We start from the raw sequence: 20605 nt of genomic DNA, 5'->3' as shown, positions 1-20605 counted from the left end.
TCTAATAAGGGCCTTCTTATCTCCATCTCCAATTTATTTCATTATCATTTTCGTAAATCCCTGGAAGGGATATACCAACCTTTTTTTGCTTTTCATCAATAATAAACCAATTTTCATCATCTAACCATTCTTCACTATACTGTTCAATGGCAAAAGGGTCATCCTCGTTTACTACAGCCTTAAAGAAATCTTTGAACTTTTCCATGTTTTCATTAGGAATGATTGTTCCATACATCCAGACACCTTCAACAGTAGCGCCTTTTATTTCACCCAAGCATTCATTTTTATAATATAGAAGCATATTTATCACTCCTTCGGATGTACTTTGATAAATTGTTTTGGAACTTCACCTTTTACAAAGTATTCAGTGTCTCTTTGAGTCCATTTTAAAGCTTTGTTTTTCCAGTATTCAGACTGTCGAGTATCATTTTTGATTAACCTTTCGATTTGTTTAGGAGATAAAATTACAATATCCTTCACTTCACCAGACCTGATGGCTTTACGGAGAGCAGATATGTCGAGTTCTATTGTATTTTCACCGTATCCCTTTGCAACTTTTTGATTTATTGTAAAACTTGTATATGGGCTGTTGGATTTCCCGCCTTTTCTATATCCTCCAAGGACGTGCTCTGTTACAGTAACCTGACGACCTTGGTACATACCAGTTTTGTTGGCAGGTACAAGATTACCGGTTTCAGGGGAAATATGAGACTTGCCTATGCCGTTTGGTCTTTTAGGCTCATAAGGAAAGTCTTCACCTCTGTAAAGATTAGTGGCCCTACCGTTATGTGAGTTTACACTCAGCACTTTTCCGGCTTTCTGCATACCGAAAGGTGCTATCATTGCGATTGCACGATTTAGGCTATCCTGTCGCTGTTCATCCGAAATCTTATTTCCGAGCATATCCCGTCCGGTGATGGTTTCGCTGAAGCCATTAGCCGCGGCCAGTCCATATAGGCCTTTTTCAGAGTTTTTCAGAGCGTGGAAGGTTTTCGGGGTTTTGTAAGCAGCCAGAGCTTTGTCTACAGTTGTGACTGCTTTTTCGGCCTTGTACATGCTGTATACACCTTTGATCCCTTTTGCACCTTTGCCTAACCAGCCGACAACCGGGATATAGCCGGCCGCACCCATCGCTCCGGCGGCGACTCGCTGGCCATCCGTTAATTTCTCGCCTGTGATCGGGTCAATCCCTTCAGCAGCTCTTTTATAATCATAGTACCCGCTGATTTCTCCTAAAAATGTTCCACCAGCATCAAGCGTTTTTAAATACCAAGGCTTGTTTGCTTCTTCTTCTTGTTTTTCCTGCAGTTGCCGGGCTTCGGCTTGTTCGCTTTTGGAGTCGATGTAATTAGTGGCCTGTTTTTCAACTTCCATCGTATTCTTGTAGATTTCACTGGAATGAAACGACTTCAAACTAAAATGCATCGGAGCCGCACTTTTTCCATGGCTTGTTGCTTCCATTAGACCGGAATACTTAGCGAGCACTGTATTGTCAAGAGCTTCTAAATTTGAGTATTCGGTTTTTAACGATTCGTCAAGCTTGTTGACAGCATCGATCGTGTTCTGGCGAGTTTCTTGTGCCTTGCCCATTTTATCAATATAGTCATCTAGCGTCCAATTATCCAAGTCAACAATATCGCTTACGCTGGCGATGATCTTATCCATTTCCAGCTTGAGCCCTGAGACGATTTCCGTTGCTTTCAAATCCGCATTTTTCAGCTCATGATCCAGAAAGGAGACTTCCACATATGAATTGGACAGCTTTTGATCTTTAATATCGCCGGAAACCCCTTTAAAAAAAGCGATCTGTGCATCGACAAGCTTGAGCCAACTATCAACGATCTCGGCCTGTCCTCTAAAGAAGTCTTTGATGTTGTCCGCGCCTTTTCCCTCAAAGTCATCACCTAAATCAGCAACGCCCAGAAACGCTTTTTTCAGTGTTTGCAGTTGTTCTTCAAAGGCTTCATATTCTTTCTTACGTTTGTTCGCTGCTTCAATTAAAGAACTCGCTTCAAAGACTTTCATACGTCAAACCCTTTCAAAAGACTTATTCAGAAAAAAGTTTACCACTTTATAGAAAAGAATGGACAATAAATCCTGTGGTTCACTGAAAATGAATCATAATGAAGAGGAAGGAAGAAGGGTGGAGAAAATTAGGCTAAATCGTTCCAATGGTGCGTCAAATACTTGCAACCACTCAGGATCATAATTTTCAAATTCTATAAACTCGAGATTAAAGAACTGTTTTAAAACTTTTTTGACTTTCATCAATCTATTTTATTTTGAATGGTTTCTTGCCGATTGGTCATTAGTTATTATCAAGAAAATCAACTGCTATTCTGTCAACTAATAACTCTACGGGTTTACCTGCCAGATATTTATAATCATTAAAATATCCATTGTCATCATAAATTTTTATTCCTGCATCAATATAATCTTCATGTAGTATTCCGCGTATATAATATCTATAACTATCATCAATTCGTGCTAATTCTTTGATTTCCTTATCTAACTCAAGAAGGTCTGACTGATCTAAAATTGTGAAGCTAATAAAAACAGGATACTCTCTCCCTTCTTCAATGACATAGGGGCAAATAGTTGAAAATCCAGTGAATTCAAATCCGTTTATTTCAAGTGTAACCTCTTCCTCTATATGTGGGTGTAATTTTTTTAGTATTGCATTATTCATTACTATCAACCGCCTTTTATTTATCGACTGGATTCATTATAGGGACATTCTTATTATTAATGGTTTTCTAAAAATAGCATTCTCCTCTGATACATTTGGTTACAATCACTAAAGAATAAAGCTTCCTTTTACGAAATGAAAATGGATATACAAAAAAGAGAAATCCATCTTCTTAAGATTGCAATTTCAATTTTTTGGCCTGCCCATATGTAGTCACAAGCTCTCTGAAAGAATGAAGTTCATTTTCAAATGTGAAAAAGCGTTTCGGTATCAAAATCATCTGGCTGCTTGACGTTTTCATGAGGATGAGGCGTTTATATTCTGTTACTGCTGTCACTTCATACCATTGAAACAACGTATCGAAATTCTTAAATTGAATCTGAATTCCTTGTGGATTGATAGTGTAAGTTCTTTTACGTTTTAGCCGTTCATTTTTCCGATAGACAATTTGCATCCGGATATAAAAAAAACCAATTAAAAGTGAGGTTAATATTATTGAAAGTACAATCATGAGAAGTCCATTCAACAACAATTCGAGTGTTTCACTATGATAAACGGTAATCGGCATCTTCCCATCGACGGAAAACACCCAGACCAACAATAGAAAAATAAGAATAAAATAAAGGAATGCGTATTTTTTAAGCCAATAAAAAAAGAAGTATCTCATATCCTGTAATGTATATTCTCCCTCAAGAAAGACACTGTGTTGGATCATAAGTTTACTGCACCTCAAACCTGTTTTCCTTTAATTTTAGCATAAAGTTTCATTTATTTTCAGAAATTGGCTTTTCTTTGGAATCGGTATAGCAGAGGCACCGTGTAATCGACTTAGGGATCGCTAAAAAAGGATCAGAGGGTATTATGTCGAACTTTGATTGTATATACATTCGAAGGAGCTGACCAAAAGGAGGTCTACCATGCTCATCATTGAATCGCTAATAGGATACGTTTGTTTCTTTACTGTTAATGCCATTTATGATACATACATCAAAAAAGCCAAGACTCCGTTTGGACACTTGGCTTTGATTTCGCTTGTTCAGACTGCGATTGCTTTAAGTCTTTTCTTTATTTTCTCCTGATTATAAGAGGTTGCCGCTTTCCTCAGCGGCACTCAGCTTTTCGATCATTCCTCCGGATTCAGCTCGCTTGTCAAGTCGCCGCCCGTTCCTTAAAAAATCCAAAACATGATGATTTATAATATCTCCGCTTTTCCGTCTTCGGGGAAGCTGTAATGCTCCGCTGATTCAACTTAAACTCTTTTTCTTTCCGCGATTAAGAATCACCTCTAGGCAACGTACGGATGTCTATAAAACAACCCTATTTTCTTTTAGAAAAATGAAATTAGTTCATAAGAATCAATTTTAGATTATGAAAAAGAAATGATAAAAGACACTTAATATGCTTAAAAAATTATGGTAAGTTTTTGAAGGCGCTAAATGTAAAAGTTTGTATGATCAACGCTTATGCAAAACGGTTATTAAATATGAACTACAGGAGGGGATGCGGAGAAAGAAGAGCAAAGCGCCGGCAGATAAATCACCGGTCAGGTTATTGCGGTTGGCCAAGATTCTGAACGCGTTCTTCCGGAAGAGGGCTAGGCCCGGCTTCGCGAAGGAATAGAGCTATGAAAGAAGCTGCTTCAAGATTAGAAATCGCCCCAAAGCCGGATCGCACTTTCCAAAGACAGGGGCTTCTGCCGGAAAAATCGGCAACTCGCCTGATTTTATAGATAAAAGGAGGATGTTGGTCATGAAAATGAAGTGCGGTGCATGTTTATTGGTTCTTGTGCTATTCATGAGCTGTATACCTGGGAAATCTGTACTTGCTGCCAGCACAACCATTGCAAAACATGTAGGGAATTCTAACCCGCTTATAGACCATCATTTAGGGGCGGATCCCTTTGCGCTGACCTATAACGGAAGAGTCTACATCTATATGTCCAGTGACGATTATGAATATAACAGCAACGGAACGATTAAGGATAATTCATTTGCCAATTTGAACAAAGTGTTCGTCATCTCTTCAGCGGATATGGTGAACTGGACAGATCACGGAGCCATTCCGGTGGCAGGTGCCAACGGGGCTAATGGCGGCCGGGGGATTGCGAAATGGGCAGGCGCGTCCTGGGCCCCGTCAGTCGCAGTTAAAAAGATAAATGGTAAGGATAAATTCTTCCTTTACTTTGCAAACGGCGGCGGAGGTATCGGGGTCCTCACCGCAGACAGCCCGACCGGGCCGTGGACAGATCCGATCGGAAAAGCGTTGGTTACAACAAGTACACCGGGAATGTCCGGCGTTGTTTGGCTATTTGATCCGGCAGTGTTCGTAGATGACGACGGCACCGGTTATCTGTATGCCGGCGGAGGCATCCCTGGAGGTTCAAATCCAACGCAGGAGCAATGGGCAAATCCTAAAACAGCACGAGTCATAAAATTGGGGACCGATATGACGAGCGTTGTTGGAAGCGCGTCTGTGATTGATGCGCCTTTCATGTTTGAAGACTCGGGAATTCATAAACATAACGGAAAATATTACTATTCCTATTGCATCAATTTCAGCGGTGCGCACCCGGCCAATATACCACCGGGTGAAATCGGCTACATGACCAGCTCAAGTCCCATGGGGCCCTTTACGTATAGAGGGCATTTCCTGAAAAATCCGGGTGCATTCTTCGGGGCTGGCGGAAACAACCATCATGCTGTTTTCAATTTTAAAAACGAGTGGTATGTGGTGTACCATGCTCAAACTGTCAGTTTCGCTTTGTTCGGAGCCGGCAAAGGATACCGTTCTCCCCATATCAATAAGCTGGTCCATCTTGCAGACGGGTCCATTCAAGAGGTGGCGGCAAATTATAGGGGAGTGTCTCAGCTTGCCAATTTGAATCCGTATAACCGGGTAGAAGCTGAAACGTTTGCCTGGAATGGACGCATTTTGACGGAGAAATCCTCAGCACGCGGCGGACCGGAAAATAATCAAAACGTCACAAGCATTCATAACGGAGACTGGATTGCTGTAGGAAATGCTGACTTCGGCACGCGCGGAGCGAGGACATTTAAAGCCAATGTCGCTTCCACTGCAGGCGGTAAAATTGAAGTCCGTCTCGACAGTGTAACAGGTAAGCTTGTGGGAACTCTGAATGTACCTTCCACAGGCGGAGCGCAGACTTGGAGAGAAATAGAAACCACTGTGAGCGGCGCAACCGGTGTTCACAACGTCTATTTTGTATTTACCGGAAACAGTTCAGGCAACTTGTTTAATGTTGATTACTGGCAGTTTACACAAAATGAGCACCGGTAACAGCAAAAAGGTGGTCTCAGAAGGGTTTTCATATACCACAACAATGAGAGGATGAAAGCATGTGAAAAAATTAATTTGTGTATTGTTGGCATATGTAACGATGCTGTCGCTCATGTTAACCGGGCCTGCCGCTTCTGAAGTTTCAGCAGCCAGTGACGCAACAGTTCGTCTATCTGCAGAAAAACAAGTGATTCGCGGTTTTGGAGGGATGAATCACCCGGCTTGGATCGGGGATCTTACAGCAGCTCAAAGAGAAACCGCCTTTGGCAATGGACAGAATCAGTTAGGCTTTTCAATTTTAAGAATTCATGTTGATGAAAATAGAAACAATTGGTACAGAGAAGTGGAGACGGCAAAGAGTGCGATCAAACACGGAGCAATCGTTTTTGCTTCTCCCTGGAATCCGCCAAGCGATATGGTTGAGACTTTCAATCGGAATGGAGACACATCAGCTAAACGGCTGAGATACGATAAGTACGCCGCATACGCGAAGCATCTTAACGACTTTGTTACCTTCATGAAAAATAATGGCGTGAATCTGTATGCGATTTCCGTCCAAAACGAGCCTGATTACGCACACGACTGGACGTGGTGGACACCGCAAGAAATACTTCGCTTTATGAAAGAGAACGCCGGCTCGATTAATGCCCGTGTCATCGCGCCTGAGTCGTTTCAATACTTAAAAAATATATCGGATCCGATTTTGAATGATCCGAAGGCGCTTGCCAATATGGATATTCTTGGCGCTCATCTTTATGGTACACAGCTTAACAATTTCGCTTATCCACTGTTCAAACAAAAAGGAGCAGGAAAAGATCTTTGGATGACGGAAGTATATTATCCGAACAGTGACAATAATTCTGCGGACCGCTGGCCTGAGGCATTGGATGTTTCGCACCATATTCACAATTCGATGGTAGAGGGAGATTTTCAGGCTTATGTATGGTGGTACATCCGCAGATCATACGGTCCTATGAAAGAAGACGGTACGATCAGCAAGCGCGGTTACAATATGGCTCATTTCTCGAAGTTTGTCCGTCCCGGTTATGTCAGGGTTGATGCGACAAAGAGCCCCGCTTCAAACGTTTACGTATCTGCCTATAAAGGTGACAACAAAGTCGTTATAGTTGCCATTAATAAAAACAACTCAGGGGTTAACCAAAACTTCGTTCTGCAGAATGGATCTGTTTCTCAAGTATCCAGATGGATCACGAGCAGCAGCAGCAACCTTCAACCTGGAACGAATCTCAATGTAACAGACAATCATTTTTGGGCGCATCTTCCGGCTCAGAGTGTGACAACATTTGTCGCTAACCTCCGCTAATATTAACGACGCCGCGCATGAAGCGGAGTTACAAGCCGCACAGTTCCGATATGCCGGGCTTAGCGGCCATTTAGTGAAAAGGCATACGAAAAATATTTAGTTCTCGCAATCCAGGGTGTATCTGTTAATGAGACAAAGAGGGTGCCGCCGTCGGCACCCTTTCTGTCGTTTTCGGTTTATTCCTTCGGAAACTTCACCTCCGGATATGACGGATTCGGCTTGCTGATCAAGCCGCCGCCGGTTTCTTTTAAATGCTTGTTGAAAAAATCCAAAACGTACCGGTTCACGATATCCGCGCTTCGTTCGCCGTCGATGTCGCCCGTCATGCCGAGCTGCTTCAAAAGTTTTGAATAAAGCTGCAAGTCGGTGAAGTTGTAATGCTCCGTTCCTTCAATATACACCATTGACGCTTGATCAATGATTTTGTATTCCTTTTTTCGTTCCTCAATCATCTTGTTGAATTCTTCTTTCGTTAAACCCGAATTTTTGATTTCTTCATCAGAAATTTTTCCGCTGAGCGCCTTGTCTTTAATGTTCATAAAGCTGCTCGATTCCATGAATAGAAACGGCTTTGAAATCGCCTGCTTGCCGTTGACATTGTACAGTGAACCGTCCATGTTGATTCCGGCTTTAATTTTGGGATTTGAATATGCGGCGTTAAACGCCGTGGCGCCGCCGAATGAGTGACCCATCATCCCGATGTTGTCCATATCGAGTTTTCCATTAAAGGCATCGCGATTCAGCTGATCCAACTGGTTGATGACAAAGTCGGCGTCCTGCGTCCAAATGTTCCCGAGCTTGCTGCTGTTTTCGGAAACTCCGTTCATATATCGCTCGGTTGTTAAGCCTGTCATCCGTCCGTCTGGAAAAGCCGTTGCCATCGTACTGTACGTATGATCGATCGCCACTGCGACAAACCCATGGCTTGCCAGATGTTCGGCTTGGGAAGCGTGCAGCAGCCGGCTTGTTCCGAAGCCGTGGCTGATTACGACGACTGGATATCGGGCTTCAGCTGATGAGATTTCAACGTTTTCGTATGAGTTTGTTTTGATGTAGCGCCAATAGTCCAAAGCAAACGGGGGAAGACCGAATCCATCTGCGAACTTCTCGATATATTCGTGAAATGTGCTTGCGTCTTCGGGAAAGAGAGGTGCCCGTTTCTGTCCATGCAAACCTTGGGCAGGGTACCATACTTGGATCATCAGTTCTCTTTTATCGTGCGGATTTTTTGTCAGCGTTTCTTCTCTGTCGCGGTCGGTCAAATGAAACGTCTTCGTCCCGACAGAATAAGCGCCGTCAGGCTTAGGCAAATCGAAGACGGGCAGGTATACAGACAGGAAGACGGAGATTGCCAGCATGGCGAATATTAGAACATACAAGCCATATTTCAGCGGCTTCCACATCTTGATTTGAAGCCTTTTACCGAAGATCGCGATAAAGGCGAGGGCGGCGGAGATCAGATAGATCAAAACCATTTGCCATCTGTATCCCTCAAAAAAAAGCTGTCCCGCCAACACGCCAATACTCGCAAATCCGGCTGCCGCCGCAAGCTTTCTCGGCATTTTTTGCTGAAACAGCATGACAAAAGACAGAAGTGTTAATAATATTTCGAAAGTTCTCATGATTTTCTCCCTTATGTAAGATGTTGGTGGTCTTATACATAACGAATGTGTGGTTTGATTGGTTGCAAAAATATTCCTTGTTCTGCATTAAAAAAACCGCCGGGTTACCCAGCGGTTTCAGCTTATGATGTTGTGGGTCGCTATCAGCTAGTTTTCCTTTATCTGTTTCACGTGAGCGACAATTCTGTCTCTCTCTGTTTCCTCCAATGTGTAAATCTTCGGAGAAAGAGGCACGTCAAACCCGGCGTGAGAGTGAAAAAAGTCAAAGAGCAGCGTCCCGGCAGGCTTTTCTTGCTGATCGGAGATGACAGCCCAAAACACCCGTGAGCGGCAGTCGTCAGCTCCCCATTTTTCCATGGACTGTCTAAAGTTTAAGCCTTTTCCGATGAAAAAATCACCTTTTCCCGCATCTTGAATCGTTGTAAAGCCGGACTGTTCGAGACTTTCAAATACAGGAGGCAGCAGGTGGTCCAAGTAGACGCCGTAAGTCGCGTCTTCCAATTCGGGAAACACCTTTAAAAGCGCTTCGCGATGATCTTCAAGCGTTTGTTTCCAATTGGCGGCGACATAGCTTTGCACCTGTTCGCCGATTTCTTTGATCGACATGTCGGGTCTAAAACGTACCTTATACAAGAACGAAAACCTCCTTTTGATTACTTGAAATCCATTATATAACATTCTCCTGCACAGTGGATTCTCAATATAAGAGCGAACCGGACCTCTGCCGTGGATAAAGGATTTTATCAATGGTAAAAAACGAAAAGGCAATCATGATTTCCGCCGAAGAGGTCAGCAGAACGTCGTCCAGCAATTCGTCCGCTGTAAAAATCGCGGCCCATAAACATCCGATCGTGAGCATTTCGGCTGCAAAAAACGTGATCCGCCGATTGATGCCCAGCAGCTTCATACTGTGGATGAGCAGCTTTTCAGCCGGTTCCAGGACAAAGGTCAGTGCGGTATAACAAAGCGTAAACAAAAGCAGGGACCCGACTGTTTGATAAAATGCGCCCGGCAGATGAAACAGGATCGAAATGCCGAGAAAGTGGGCGAAAAAAACGAACATTACCGATAAGCAGCAAATAACGAAATGTTTCATGATACAACTCCTTTGAAATATGTACACAGCAGCCGAAGGCCTGCAGGATATGTCTCCTGCAAGCCTGGCTGGTTATTTCTTATCAAATTTCACGACCGGATGCTTTTCTTTAGAGAGCATGTTTGTAAACTCGCTGCCGACGTCGAGGTGCTGGCGGACAAGCTCTTCCGGAACGAGCGCGAGCCATTGGTTTAACGAAACGTCAGCATAGTGGTCGTCTTTGAAGATTTCGAGGAAGCGAAGCGGTTCGTCTCCTGTATTTTGGACGTAGTGTCCCATTGCAAACGGCACATAGCCGACATCTCCGGCCTGGTAGTTAAATGTTCTGGCATGCCCGTCGGACGCGAAAACGGTCATTTTCGCTTGTCCGGAAATATAATACTGCCATTCGTCTGTATTCGGATGCCAGTGCAGCTCCCGGATGCCTCCAGGTTCGACTTCCACCAGCGCAGAAGCGATTGTTTTCGACGCTTTGAAATTCGTGGAATCGGCAATCCATACTTTACCGCCACTAGATACGATCGGTTCCTGTTCAAGCAAATTGTAGCTGAAAGATTGAGGCACCGTTCCGTTCGGGCTTTCGACTTTGTCTTTCTCAAGACATCCAGGGATCACTTCTTGGAAAATATACTTTTCTTTATCTGGAAGAGATGCTACGACGTCTTTTGAAATGCCGAAGTTTGCGGCAATTACCTCATCAGGCGTATGGGCCAGCCAATCTGTCACCTGGAAGGTGCTGTTTTCAGAGAAAGAGCCGTCATCGAAGACGAGCAGGAATTCGCAGCCGTCTTCAAGCGCTTGGATTGAATGCGGCAGACCTGACGGGAAGTACCAGAGATCTCCTTCTTTCACATCTTCAATAAAATTTCTGCCGTCTTGGTCAACAGACGTAATCCGTGCTTTTCCGTACAGCATATATGCCCATTCGGCTTCCTTATGCCAGTGAAGTTCCCTGATGGCTCCAGGTTTCAGCCTCATGTTGACAGAGGCAAGCTTGTCTGAAATCGGCAGCTCGCGAACGGTGACTTCCCGTGCATATCCGCCTTTTTCGAGTCGGTTATGGACATCGGAAAATGAAAATTTCATGTTTGACACCGTTCCGTGGTCGGTTTCCGGCGGCGCAAGCATGTCCGGATTTTGGCGATCGCGCTCAACGTTATGCGGAATTTTCGTTTCCGCTCCTTTTTCTCCTCTGATCGGCTGTGGAATTGATTTGTTTTTTTCCATGTGATATCCCCTCTTTCTCAAAATGTAAAGGAGAGCTGAAAGGCCTTTCGTTTTCCCCTTCTGTCATGTTAAGTGAAAAAAGTGAGGCCGATGTCAATCATCGGAGTCACTTTTTTCTTTGATCAATTCGATCAGTTCATCGATTTTCTTTTCAAAACGCGTCAGCAGGTAAATTGCCAATACAGCCGGAAAGCCGACATTGCCGATTTGTTTCGCTGCTTCCTCAATGAATGCACTGTCCATTCTTACCACCTCCTATGTTAAGAAGTGAAGAAAGTCTGAAAAATGTAAGCAAAGAACTATTTTCTCTGAATGGGAACTTATGTTTGCATGTTAATAAGAAGAGATGAGTTTACTTTTTTTACATTTCTTTCATCTAAATAAATAGGAGGCGGTTTTTATGATTGATCAAACGTTACTGCGTGCGAAAATCAAGGAAATCACAGGGCATCCGCTTGTGAAGCATTTTTTGAGCAACCCCCGGTATGAGCGGCTTTTCAACCACGTTTTGGAACATCCGGATTCTGAAGAGGCAGAGTGTCTCGATCGCGAATTTAAGCGGTTTTACAAAAACATCCGCATGATCAAATACATCAACTCGATGATCCGGATTTTCTCCGTCGACTTTGATAAAAGAGTCCGGAAAAATCGAGAGCGTTTTCCATTGATGATCGACGACAGTCCGACTTTGCCCGAGCCGCCCCGAGGGGACCTGTTAGACGATGTCTTGGAACAGGAAGAGGATTTAAGTGAACATCTGCAAGACCCGATGCTTTATGAAGCGTTTTTGCAATTGACGGACAAGCAGAAAAAAGTGCTTGCGCAAATTTACATTCACGGGGTATCCATGCAGGAAATGGCTGACTCTTTGGGAGAATCAAGGCAAAATATTTCAAGAATTCATAAAAGGGCACTCGAAAAGATAAGAGAGCTGCTGAATTCTAAAGCAGAGGGGAATGATAACAGTGAGTCTGCACGACGAAAAAGAGATTGAGAAATTGCTGGAAAATTTCACGCCGATGATCAAAAGCAAATTAAACAACACATCCTATCAAGAGAGGGAGGATCTTGAACAGGAGCTGAAGATGAAAATTTGCGAAAAAGCGGAGATGCTTTTATGTCAAGAAGTTCCTGGGTTTTGGGAGTTTATAACAGAATTGCTGAAAGTCCTTTAACCTGAGTTGTTTTGCTTGCGTAAAACGGCCGGAAGTGTTAAAATTTCTAGCATTTGATTAAGGGAATGTTCAAGCAGCTTCATTGAAATCATGGTGATGATTTGTTTTAATATGAACAAAGGTTTGATAAAATAAATGGATGGATATTCCATTTTTTCTCCTGTAAAAACATGCATCAGATAGGTGGTAAGATATCATGAAAAATCAATACCGAGTATTGTTGTATTATAAATATGTTCATATCGACAACCCCGAGCAATTTGCCGAAGATCACCTCAAGTTCTGCAAAGATTTGGGCCTGAAAGGGCGCATCCTTGTGGCGGGTGAAGGAATAAACGGAACCGTGTCAGGAACCGTAGAGCAGACAGACCGCTATATGAGTGAAATGAAAAACGATCCCCGCTTTGAAGATATGGTGTTTAAAATCGATGAATCAGAAGGGCACGCTTTCAAAAAAATGCATGTCCGCCATCGCGATGAGCTTGTGACGCTCCGTCTGGAAGATGATATCGATCCGAATGAATTAACGGGAAAATACCTTGAGCCAAAAGAATTTTATGAGGCGATGCAGCGGGAAGATACGATTGTCGTCGACGCACGGAACGACTATGAGTACGATTTGGGACATTTCCGCGGCGCGGTCAGACCGGACATTAAGGCGTTCCGCGAATTGCCTGAATGGATCCGTGATAACAAAGAAAAGCTCGAAGGCAAGAAAATATTGACTTACTGCACGGGCGGTATCCGCTGCGAAAAATTTTCGGGATGGCTGAAAAAAGAAGGATTTGAAGACGTGTCCCAGCTTCACGGCGGGATTGTGACGTATGGAAAAGACCCTGAAGTTCAAGGTGAACTGTGGGACGGGCAGTGCTATGTTTTCGATGAAAGAATCAGCGTTCCGGTCAACCAGAAAGAGCATGTCATCGTCGGCAAGGATTATTTCACCGGCGAGCCTTGCGAGCGCTATGTCAACTGCGCCAACCCTGAATGCAACAAGCAGATCATCTGCTCTGAAGAAAATGAACACCGCTATTTGCGGGGCTGCACGCACGAGTGCCGGGTTCATCCGCGCAACCTGTATGTCAAAGAGCACGGCCTTTCAGAAGAAGAGGTGCAAGAGAGACTCGAAAAGCTGGAAGAAGAGGGGCATACAACGCAGTCATAAAAGCTGTATATAAAAGTATCATCTAAAAAACGAAGATGCCGCAAGCATCTAAGAAATGGCATTGCTCCTGCAAGGGAGTCTGCTTTCGTTTTGAATGGAGGAACGCCTTGACCTGAAAAATCGAGGCGTTCCTTTTTTTATTCGTGAATTGCAAGCAGAATGAAAGTATTTGCAGGCGATCAGACTGCTGAACGAAAGTATCAATTAACGCTTTTGATCAAGCCGCTAGTGCAAAAATGCGAAACAGGCGATCAGCAATATGTGCAAACTGCGTCGTAAAACTTCCGTATGGGAAGTTTGCATCCTGTCTGCGAGCTATTTCCGGCTATACGTTTTTGGACCGGCGGATGATTCCAGCATAAGCCGAGTTTTTCTGAATATTTGCCTGAAAACGTCCCATACTATCCAATAACAATACAAAAAGGCAGGTAGCAAAAGAGATGACAAAAACCCTTTACATTACCGCTCACCCGCATGACGAAAGGGCATCATACAGCATGGCGGCGGGAAAAGCTTTTATCGAATCTTACAAAGAAGCTCATCCGGATGATGAAGTCATACATCTTGATCTTTACAAGGAGAACATTCCGCAGATTGATGCGGATGTTTTCAGCGGCTGGGGAAAATTGCAGTCGGGATCGGGATTTGAACAGCTTTCTGAACACGAAAAGGCAAAAGTCGGCCGTTTGAATGAGCTGAGCGAGCAATTTATCGCGGGAGACAAATACGTGTTTGTCACGCCGCTTTGGAATTTCTCTTTTCCCCCGGTGATGAAAGCGTACTTTGATGCGGTCGCTGTAGCGGGAAAGACGTTTAAATATACCGAACAGGGACCGATCGGGCTGTTAACCGATAAAAAAGCCCTGCACATCCAGGCGAGAGGCGGCTACTATTCAGAAGGGCCGGCTGCGGAACTTGAGATGGGGCACCGCTATATCAGCATCATGATGCAGTTTTTCGGAGTGCCGGAATTTGAAGGTTTATTTATAGAAGGGCATAATGCAGAGCCGGATAAAGCCGAAGAAATTAAACGAAATGCAATTGCCCGCGCCAAAGAATTGGGCCGGACCTTTTGAAAAAACCGCGGACGTGATCCGCGGTTTTATTTTATTTGTGTAAGAACACCGTTTGATTCGTTTCGCTGCTTTTTTGCGCGGCTTCGATGATGCGGATGACGTCGCGTCCTTCTTCAGCCGTGACAGGCAGGCTGCCGCCTTCAAGAATACTTAAAGCAAGCTGCTTGTAATAGGTTAAGTATGAACCCGGGATGCTTTCCACTGTTTCCTTAATGACCTCGTCACCTTCGACTGTGGCCAGTTCCCCGTAATATTTGGGTTGATCGGCTCCCCACTCATCGCCTGCAGGTTTTTGACCCGCTCTGAGTGCATCCTCCTGGCCGTCGATACCATACTTAATAAAGCTTCCTTTTGAACCGTGGATTTGGTAGCGGGGACCGTTGGCCGGAACAATCGAACCCGAGTGGAGAATCACTTGGCGCTGATCATAGTGAAGGACGACATGGAAGTAATCGTCTGTTTCCGCATTGGCTCTTTGAGCGGTCACTTGAGCGGTGACACTGTTTGGCATGCCGAATAAATGAAGCACCTGATCGATCAGGTGTGAACCCAAATCGTACAGTGCGCCTGAGCCCGGTCCTTTCTGCTCTCTCCAGCGCTGTCTGACATTCGGCCGGAACCGGTCGTAGGAGGCGTGGAATGTGTTAACCTCTCCGAGGCGCCCTTCTTTGATGAGCTGTTTGATCGTCAAAAAGTCGTTATCCCATCTTCGGTTGTGGTAGACGCTGAGAAGCACCCCTTTTTCTTTCGCGGCATTGATGAGCTTTTCAGCTTCTTCCGCTGTTGCCGTCATCGGTTTTTCCAGGACGACATGCTTTCCGGCGCGGATGCACTCTTTCGCCATTTCGTAATGAAGGCCGCTCGGCGTGGTCACGATGACGAGATCAATGTCAGGGTCATTTGTGATGTCTTCGATCGAGCTGACGGCTTCTGTTTCGGGGAGGTCTTGTTTGACTTGTTCTTTTCTTGAAGTCATCACCTTTCGAATCTCAAAATCTTCTAACACAGATAATAAAGGCGCATGAAACACCGAACCTGACAAACCGTATCCTAATATTCCTGTGCGAACCTTGTTCACCATTCATTCTCCTCTCCCATGTTCGTTTTTAATATGTAATTAACACACCTTTATTTTACCCTGTTTGCCTATAGGAACAAACCTAAAGACCTTTTTCAACCGGAGAACGGAAGATTTTGTCACAATTTTGTTCAATTTGAAGAGGTGTCCGGTTATCGTTAAAAACCAAAAGAGGGGATTTTGAAAATGGAGTATGATTGGGGCGCTTTTATGAACAAGGATTTGGCTGTCGAGCCGGCATCAGCTGAAGGAAGCTTGAAAAACCTTTCGTTTGCGGTAAAGGATGTGTTTGCGGTAGAAGGCCATACAAATGCGGCGGGAAATCCTGATTGGCTGAGGACGCACGAACCTGCCGAAAAAAACGCGGAAGCCGTTGACTTGCTGCTGCGTGAAGGGGCAAGGCTTAAAGGTGCTGCTCACACGGATGAGCTGATGTACAGCCTTGACGGAGAAAATGTCCATTATGGTACGCCAGTCAATCCTTGTGCCAAGGACAACATTCCTGGAGGATCTTCAAGCGGTTCGGCCGTGGCGGCAGCTTCCGGCATGGCCGATTTTGCCCTTGGAACAGACACCGGAGGGTCTGTCAGAATCCCTTCTTCCTACTGCGGAATTTTCGGATTTCGGCCGACGCACGGCGAGGTGCCGGTTAATGGAGTCATACCGCTGGCGAAAAGCTTTGACACTGTCGGATGGATGTCAAAAGATATCGGAATTCTTCATGCGGCAGGCCGCGTCCTGCTTAGCGGACAGGAGGAGGCAGGGGCCTGTTTCAAGCGGATTTATTTTGAAAAAGAGGCGTGGAGCCTGCTTGAAGAAAGCGACCGGACACAAGTATACGCTCATGCATTAGGCCTGATAGACGGCGAATTCGACTGGTGCATTGCCGCTGACGGAGGCCTCGCGGAATGGGCGGAGATGTTCAAGTTGCTGCAGGGTCTGGATATTTGGGAGGAGCATGGAGCTTGGATCGAGCGCACAAATCCAGTGTTCGGCTCTGGAATCGCAGAAAGATTTGAATGGACGTCAAGTCTTAGGAAAAGCGATCATGAGCATGTGTTGATGAAAAGAGAAGCGGTGAAAAGGAGACTGTCGGAATGGCTCGCGGAAGACGGCTTGCTCGTCCTTCCAACTGCTCCCGGCACGCCGCCGCTCCGCGGGCTGCCGGAAAACGAATTACATGAGAGAAGGGCGCGCACGATGAAACTGACGTGTATTGCCGGGCTTGGCGGGCTTCCGCAGATCACCGTTCCGTTACCGGCAAAAAACGGCGAGCCTTTGGGGCTTTCATTCATCGCCGGCCGCAAACAGGACCTGAAGCTTCTGGCTTGGACTGAAAAGCACGTGTTATCTCTTCAAGTATGAGGGAAGCATATGCTGCGGATCTTTTCTGCATCATATGCCTTTTGCTTGCTTTAATTATTGTTAACTGGTAAACTATTAAATAGTTAACCGGTTAACGATGATGGAAAGGATATGATGATCGTGGAAAACAAGACGTATGAGCAAGCATTTCAAGCCGTCCAGGATTTTATTCTCAAAAGAGAAAAGCGGGCTCAGCATGAACAGCAGGCGCTCGCAAAGGAAGCTTTTCAAGAAGTCGACAGCATCCGGAAGCATTGGACACTGACCCAGCTTCACATTATCTCGCTTATCAGCGAAAACGAGGCAGACGTCAACAACGCTTTCCTGGCAGCAAAACTTCAAATATCAAAAGCGGCAGTGACAAAAGCGGTCAATGTGCTTACAAAGCACGGGATGATCGAATCGCACAAAAAACCGAACAACAACAAAGAATTGTATTACAGATTAACAGACGAGGGGAAGAAACTGGCCGACATTCATGACAGGATGCACGAAATTGCAAAGCAGCGCTATATCGAGCTGTTTGAGCGGTTTTCCGAATCCGAGCTGGAAACCGTCATCCGCTTTTTAAACGAATGGTCAAAACACATTTAATCAAGAGGAGCAGCGAATGAATAAAAGTGAAGCCCAACAGTTTTTAAGCAGCATGTATCAGGACATCTTGAGTGAAATGAATACTGAAAAAATTCCCGATTATTTCAGCGAGAATTATGTTCAAGTAACCGACGGCAGTCAAATTGACCTTGTGCAGTTTAAAGATCACATGAGGACGCTGAAAAAGGTTGCCCGCACCATAACGGTGTCGCCCTTTCATGAGTTTTTGTTTGACGAGCGACTGCAAAGCGCAGCGGTCAGGTATACGGTCAATGTTGTCAAAACAAACGGAGACCGGGGGAGAATTGAAATCATCGCGATGTTTAAAATGAATGGTTTTAAAATCGTTCAATGCCACGAACTTTCACATGCGAGCGAAGGGAAGGAGGATTTTGAAGAGCTGGCGAAGATCAGTGAAGCGGCAATTGAAAAAGCCTCCTCTCGGGAGGAGAAGGCTTTTTCACAAGATTAATGTTTCGTATCAAATCTGATGTTGAGCGAGACGGGGCCGCGTGTGTAAAGGCCTGTCTCACGGTAAACGAAGTCTTCCTCCAGCTGGATATTCTTCAGCTGATCCAGGACGATATTTGCGACAAGCTCGATTTCCGTCTTCGCAAACCCCGCTCCTACACAGTTGTGGACGCCTGAACCGAATGCGAGATGCCTGGCAGCACCGCTGAATGCGCTTTTGACTTCCAGGTCGGTGCGATGGATGTTGAACTCGTCTGGCTCCTCAAACGTTTCAGGATCGCGATTTGCCGCGCCTATCATGCAAAATACAGTCGTCCCTTCTTTGAGCTCGACTCCGCCGATCACCGCGTCCTGTGAAAGCTGGCGCGGGATGAGCTGCACCGGCGGCTTGTAGCGCAGCGTCTCTGCGATGGCCTGAGGCAGGAGCGTGCGGTCTTCCAGCACGTCATTCATTTGATCGGGATGATGAAGCAAATGATAAATCATTAATGCGAGCGTCTTGTCCGCCGGTTCCGTGGCGGCAAGCAATATATTGAGAATCAGCGCGCGGATGTCGCGGTCAGACATCGCTACTCCCTCGTATTCGGAAGTGCAAAGGATGGATATTAAATCATGGCCGGGGTTTTTGCGCCTTTCCTCGATAATCGGATTCAAATATTCAGCGAGCTGTTCACTGCATTTAAGGGAATGCTCCCGGTCCTCAGGCGCCTGATTCAAACTGGTAATGAAATCGGCGACGCCGCTGTGCCAGTTTCTCACTGTTTGGTGGTCGTTCTTGTCCAAACCTAAAATGTCCATCGTCACACAAACGGCGAACGTTTTGCCGAAATCATTGACAAGGTCGATCCGCCCTTTCTCCAGATGAGGGGCCAAAAGCCTTTGTGCATTATCTTTAATGAGCGGCGTGAGGTGATCAAGGGATTCCCCGATAAAACGGCGCAGAACGATTCTCCTTTTCGCCGTGTGTTCTTTGCCTTTCATTTGGGCGAGCACAGGTCCGCGCATGACGGGCTCGGCCCGTTTGGCAAGCGATTTCGTTGTAAAGACGTCCTGATTCTGGAGCACGCGGCGCACATCCTGGTTGCGGCTGATAAAATAGCTGTCTAGCGATTCTTCATAATGGACGGGATCAGATTCCCGAAGGTATGAGAAATATTGATACGGATTCTCGTGATATTGTTCTGACAACACGCTGAATGTTTTTAGCGATTGATTCATACTCGTTCCTCCTGCATGCTTTTATATTCCACACTTTCGTCCGCTTCGGAAACCATAAGATATCCTTGATTTGGGCGCATTTTGACGGCAAATTCATGACGGGAGATCTGTTCGCCGAGCTTCCATGGACGGTGATAAGCAAGAAGCGTCTCTTCGACGCCTAAAATATCAGGGGCGGCGATGAAAAACGGAAGTTCAGCGATGACGTATTCAACAGCCAGCTCCAGCATGGCGGCGCTGACCTCCTGGACATCCATCCGAATGCCCCGGGCCCGTCCGAGGATCGCCGCATGCGACATCTCCAGGCAGGTTTTGCGGAAATGCGGCTGGTCAAAAAAGGCGTCTTCGACTTCCATCCGCAAACGCTGGTATGCGGTCTGGTTCGCGAAATCGGAAAATGTATGAATGGCCTCGGGGTTGCCGCCATGCGCTTCCAACGCCTTTTCAGCGAATCTCCGGTTCCGTGAGACTTCTTTCCTGACTTTCCGTTCGGCCTTCCCATTCGGGGTGCCGAGCGCTTCGAGAAGGTTGGCTGCTTCCTTTCCGGCTAAAAGCACGGATACATGTTGAAATTCACGGACGGCCCAGCCGATAAGCCGATGAATGTAATCTTCGGAAAATCGGCTGTTAAACGGGCTGATGCCAATGAGAACATGGCGTCTGCGTTTTAGTATTTCATTGCAGTTTCGGGTAAGAGTTTCAGTTTTGAATGGCCGGTGTTTGCTCTCCATTGTAAGCTCTGTCATTGATTTCCTCCTTAACGGACATAGAATGACTTCTTTTGCAATCAATGATGGGATACGTGCGGTTTATCGAGCTGGGAATAGGCTGGTCTCAACTTCACGATGAATCGAGAAGAATAAGCGATGGTGCGGGTCATGATGAAGGGGTATCACATTTGTTCAATAGTTAAAGCAGGGCAAGAGTTTGAGCTCAAAATCAGGCAAGGTACAGCATAAAAGTTTACTGGTAAACAATAGTCATTTTATCCCTATCTTTTCCAGTTGTCAACACAAATCAAATTCAAAATATGAAAATATTCGTAACGTTTTTTGTGAATCTGAGGAATTTTGATCAGAAGGAACCTTTTTTTAAGGCGTTTTTCGAGTGAAGAAACCCGATAAGTAAAAAGTTTGTAAAAACTTTAAGGTTGCAGTAAGAAATGTTCGTTGACATTGATAAAGGAGTCATCTACAATTAATATTGTT

The 20605-nt window shown here is 45.2% G+C and carries 22 protein-coding genes; 10 read left to right on the top strand and 12 right to left on the bottom strand.

Features of this window, described 5'->3' with window-relative positions; genetic code table 11:
• Window positions 1-16: 16 nt before the first annotated feature.
• The 4 genes from CP943_RS18745 to CP943_RS18730 form a co-directional block, all read right to left on the bottom strand.
• Window positions 17-301 (bottom strand): hypothetical protein, encoded by a 285-nt coding sequence (locus tag CP943_RS18745; RefSeq protein ID WP_003185302.1) that lies wholly within the window; start codon window positions 299-301, stop codon window positions 17-19.
• Window positions 302-306: 5 nt separating this feature from the next.
• Window positions 307-2025 (bottom strand): ribonuclease YeeF family protein, encoded by a 1719-nt coding sequence (locus CP943_RS18740; RefSeq protein ID WP_020452982.1) that lies wholly within the window; start codon window positions 2023-2025, stop codon window positions 307-309.
• A gap of 283 nt (window positions 2026-2308) precedes the next feature.
• Window positions 2309-2689 (bottom strand): hypothetical protein, encoded by a 381-nt coding sequence (locus CP943_RS18735; protein ID WP_023856311.1) that lies wholly within the window; start codon window positions 2687-2689, stop codon window positions 2309-2311.
• A gap of 172 nt (window positions 2690-2861) precedes the next feature.
• Window positions 2862-3404 (bottom strand): YcxB family protein, encoded by a 543-nt coding sequence (locus CP943_RS18730; protein WP_020452980.1) that lies wholly within the window; start codon window positions 3402-3404, stop codon window positions 2862-2864.
• Window positions 3405-3606: 202 nt separating this feature from the next.
• Between CP943_RS18730 and CP943_RS22340 the strand changes: the two genes are divergently transcribed.
• From CP943_RS22340 to CP943_RS18720, 3 genes are all read left to right on the top strand, one after another.
• Window positions 3607-3768, top strand: a complete 162-nt coding sequence (locus CP943_RS22340) for a hypothetical protein (protein WP_153247050.1) — start codon at window positions 3607-3609, stop codon at window positions 3766-3768.
• A 670-nt stretch (window positions 3769-4438) separates the two neighbouring features.
• Entirely contained in the window at window positions 4439-5986 is a 1548-nt protein-coding gene (locus CP943_RS18725) for a glycoside hydrolase family 43 protein (RefSeq protein WP_101561457.1), read from the top strand.
• A gap of 100 nt (window positions 5987-6086) precedes the next feature.
• Window positions 6087-7310, top strand: a complete 1224-nt coding sequence (locus CP943_RS18720; RefSeq protein ID WP_105981375.1) for a glucuronoarabinoxylan endo-1,4-beta-xylanase XynC — start codon at window positions 6087-6089, stop codon at window positions 7308-7310.
• Between the two features lie 176 nt (window positions 7311-7486).
• Here CP943_RS18720 and CP943_RS18715 read toward each other — a convergent pair whose 3' ends face one another.
• From CP943_RS18715 to CP943_RS18695, 5 genes are all read right to left on the bottom strand, one after another.
• Window positions 7487-8932, bottom strand: coding sequence for an alpha/beta hydrolase family protein (locus tag CP943_RS18715; protein WP_105981237.1), 1446 nt, complete (start codon window positions 8930-8932; stop codon window positions 7487-7489).
• Window positions 8933-9079: 147 nt separating this feature from the next.
• Window positions 9080-9565 (bottom strand): DUF6022 family protein, encoded by a 486-nt coding sequence (locus tag CP943_RS18710; protein ID WP_039073024.1) that lies wholly within the window; start codon window positions 9563-9565, stop codon window positions 9080-9082.
• 64 nt (window positions 9566-9629) lie between these two features.
• Window positions 9630-10028 (bottom strand): YrvL family regulatory protein, encoded by a 399-nt coding sequence (locus CP943_RS18705; RefSeq protein ID WP_050820780.1) that lies wholly within the window; start codon window positions 10026-10028, stop codon window positions 9630-9632.
• Between the two features lie 72 nt (window positions 10029-10100).
• On the bottom strand, window positions 10101-11255 hold the full coding sequence (locus CP943_RS18700; protein WP_020452974.1) for an oxalate decarboxylase family bicupin: 1155 nt from the start codon (window positions 11253-11255) through the stop codon (window positions 10101-10103).
• A 93-nt stretch (window positions 11256-11348) separates the two neighbouring features.
• Window positions 11349-11498: a YvrJ family protein gene (locus tag CP943_RS18695; protein ID WP_105981236.1), complete on the bottom strand. Its 150-nt coding sequence runs from the start codon at window positions 11496-11498 to the stop codon at window positions 11349-11351.
• A gap of 157 nt (window positions 11499-11655) precedes the next feature.
• Here CP943_RS18695 and CP943_RS18690 point away from each other — a divergent pair, with 157 nt between their 5' ends.
• The 4 genes from CP943_RS18690 to CP943_RS18675 all read left to right on the top strand — a co-directional run bounded on the left by CP943_RS18690 (window position 11656) and on the right by CP943_RS18675 (window position 14671).
• Entirely contained in the window at window positions 11656-12249 is a 594-nt protein-coding gene (locus CP943_RS18690) for a sigma-70 family RNA polymerase sigma factor (protein ID WP_020452972.1), read from the top strand.
• Window positions 12250-12274: 25 nt separating this feature from the next.
• Window positions 12275-12430, top strand: coding sequence for a hypothetical protein (locus CP943_RS18685; RefSeq protein ID WP_228767692.1), 156 nt, complete (start codon window positions 12275-12277; stop codon window positions 12428-12430).
• A 196-nt stretch (window positions 12431-12626) separates the two neighbouring features.
• The gene (trhO, locus tag CP943_RS18680; RefSeq protein WP_105981235.1) at window positions 12627-13595 is read left to right on the top strand and encodes an oxygen-dependent tRNA uridine(34) hydroxylase TrhO; all 969 of its coding nucleotides are present in this window, start codon (window positions 12627-12629) and stop codon (window positions 13593-13595) included.
• 440 nt (window positions 13596-14035) lie between these two features.
• Complete coding sequence (locus CP943_RS18675; RefSeq protein WP_020452970.1) at window positions 14036-14671, top strand: FMN-dependent NADH-azoreductase; 636 nt, start codon at window positions 14036-14038, stop codon at window positions 14669-14671.
• Window positions 14672-14702: 31 nt separating this feature from the next.
• Here CP943_RS18675 and CP943_RS18670 read toward each other — a convergent pair whose 3' ends face one another.
• Complete coding sequence (locus CP943_RS18670; RefSeq protein WP_105981234.1) at window positions 14703-15752, bottom strand: oxidoreductase; 1050 nt, start codon at window positions 15750-15752, stop codon at window positions 14703-14705.
• Between the two features lie 183 nt (window positions 15753-15935).
• On the opposite strand from CP943_RS18670, the gene CP943_RS18665 reads away from it, so the two are divergent.
• The 3 genes from CP943_RS18665 (at window position 15936) to CP943_RS18655 (ending at window position 18180) form a co-directional block, all read left to right on the top strand.
• Window positions 15936-17114, top strand: coding sequence for an amidase (locus CP943_RS18665; protein ID WP_105981233.1), 1179 nt, complete (start codon window positions 15936-15938; stop codon window positions 17112-17114).
• A 114-nt stretch (window positions 17115-17228) separates the two neighbouring features.
• Window positions 17229-17708: a MarR family transcriptional regulator gene (locus tag CP943_RS18660; protein WP_020452967.1), complete on the top strand. Its 480-nt coding sequence runs from the start codon at window positions 17229-17231 to the stop codon at window positions 17706-17708.
• Between the two features lie 16 nt (window positions 17709-17724).
• Window positions 17725-18180: a radical SAM protein gene (locus CP943_RS18655; protein WP_105981232.1), complete on the top strand. Its 456-nt coding sequence runs from the start codon at window positions 17725-17727 to the stop codon at window positions 18178-18180.
• Here CP943_RS18655 and CP943_RS18650 read toward each other — a convergent pair.
• Complete coding sequence (locus tag CP943_RS18650) at window positions 18177-19397, bottom strand: pulcherriminic acid synthase (protein ID WP_105981231.1); 1221 nt, start codon at window positions 19395-19397, stop codon at window positions 18177-18179. The genes CP943_RS18655 and CP943_RS18650 overlap by 4 nt on opposite strands.
• Window positions 19394-20143: a tRNA-dependent cyclodipeptide synthase gene (locus CP943_RS18645; protein WP_105981230.1), complete on the bottom strand. Its 750-nt coding sequence runs from the start codon at window positions 20141-20143 to the stop codon at window positions 19394-19396. Before CP943_RS18645 ends, CP943_RS18650 begins: the two co-directional genes overlap by 4 nt.
• Between the last annotated feature and the right edge of the window lie 462 nt (window positions 20144-20605).

Origin of the sequence: Bacillus paralicheniformis, assembly GCF_002993925.1 — a bacterium.
GTDB lineage: Bacteria > Bacillota > Bacilli > Bacillales > Bacillaceae > Bacillus > Bacillus paralicheniformis.
Note: the sequence above shows the minus strand (reverse complement) of the source record. Positions and strands in the feature narration are given on the sequence as shown.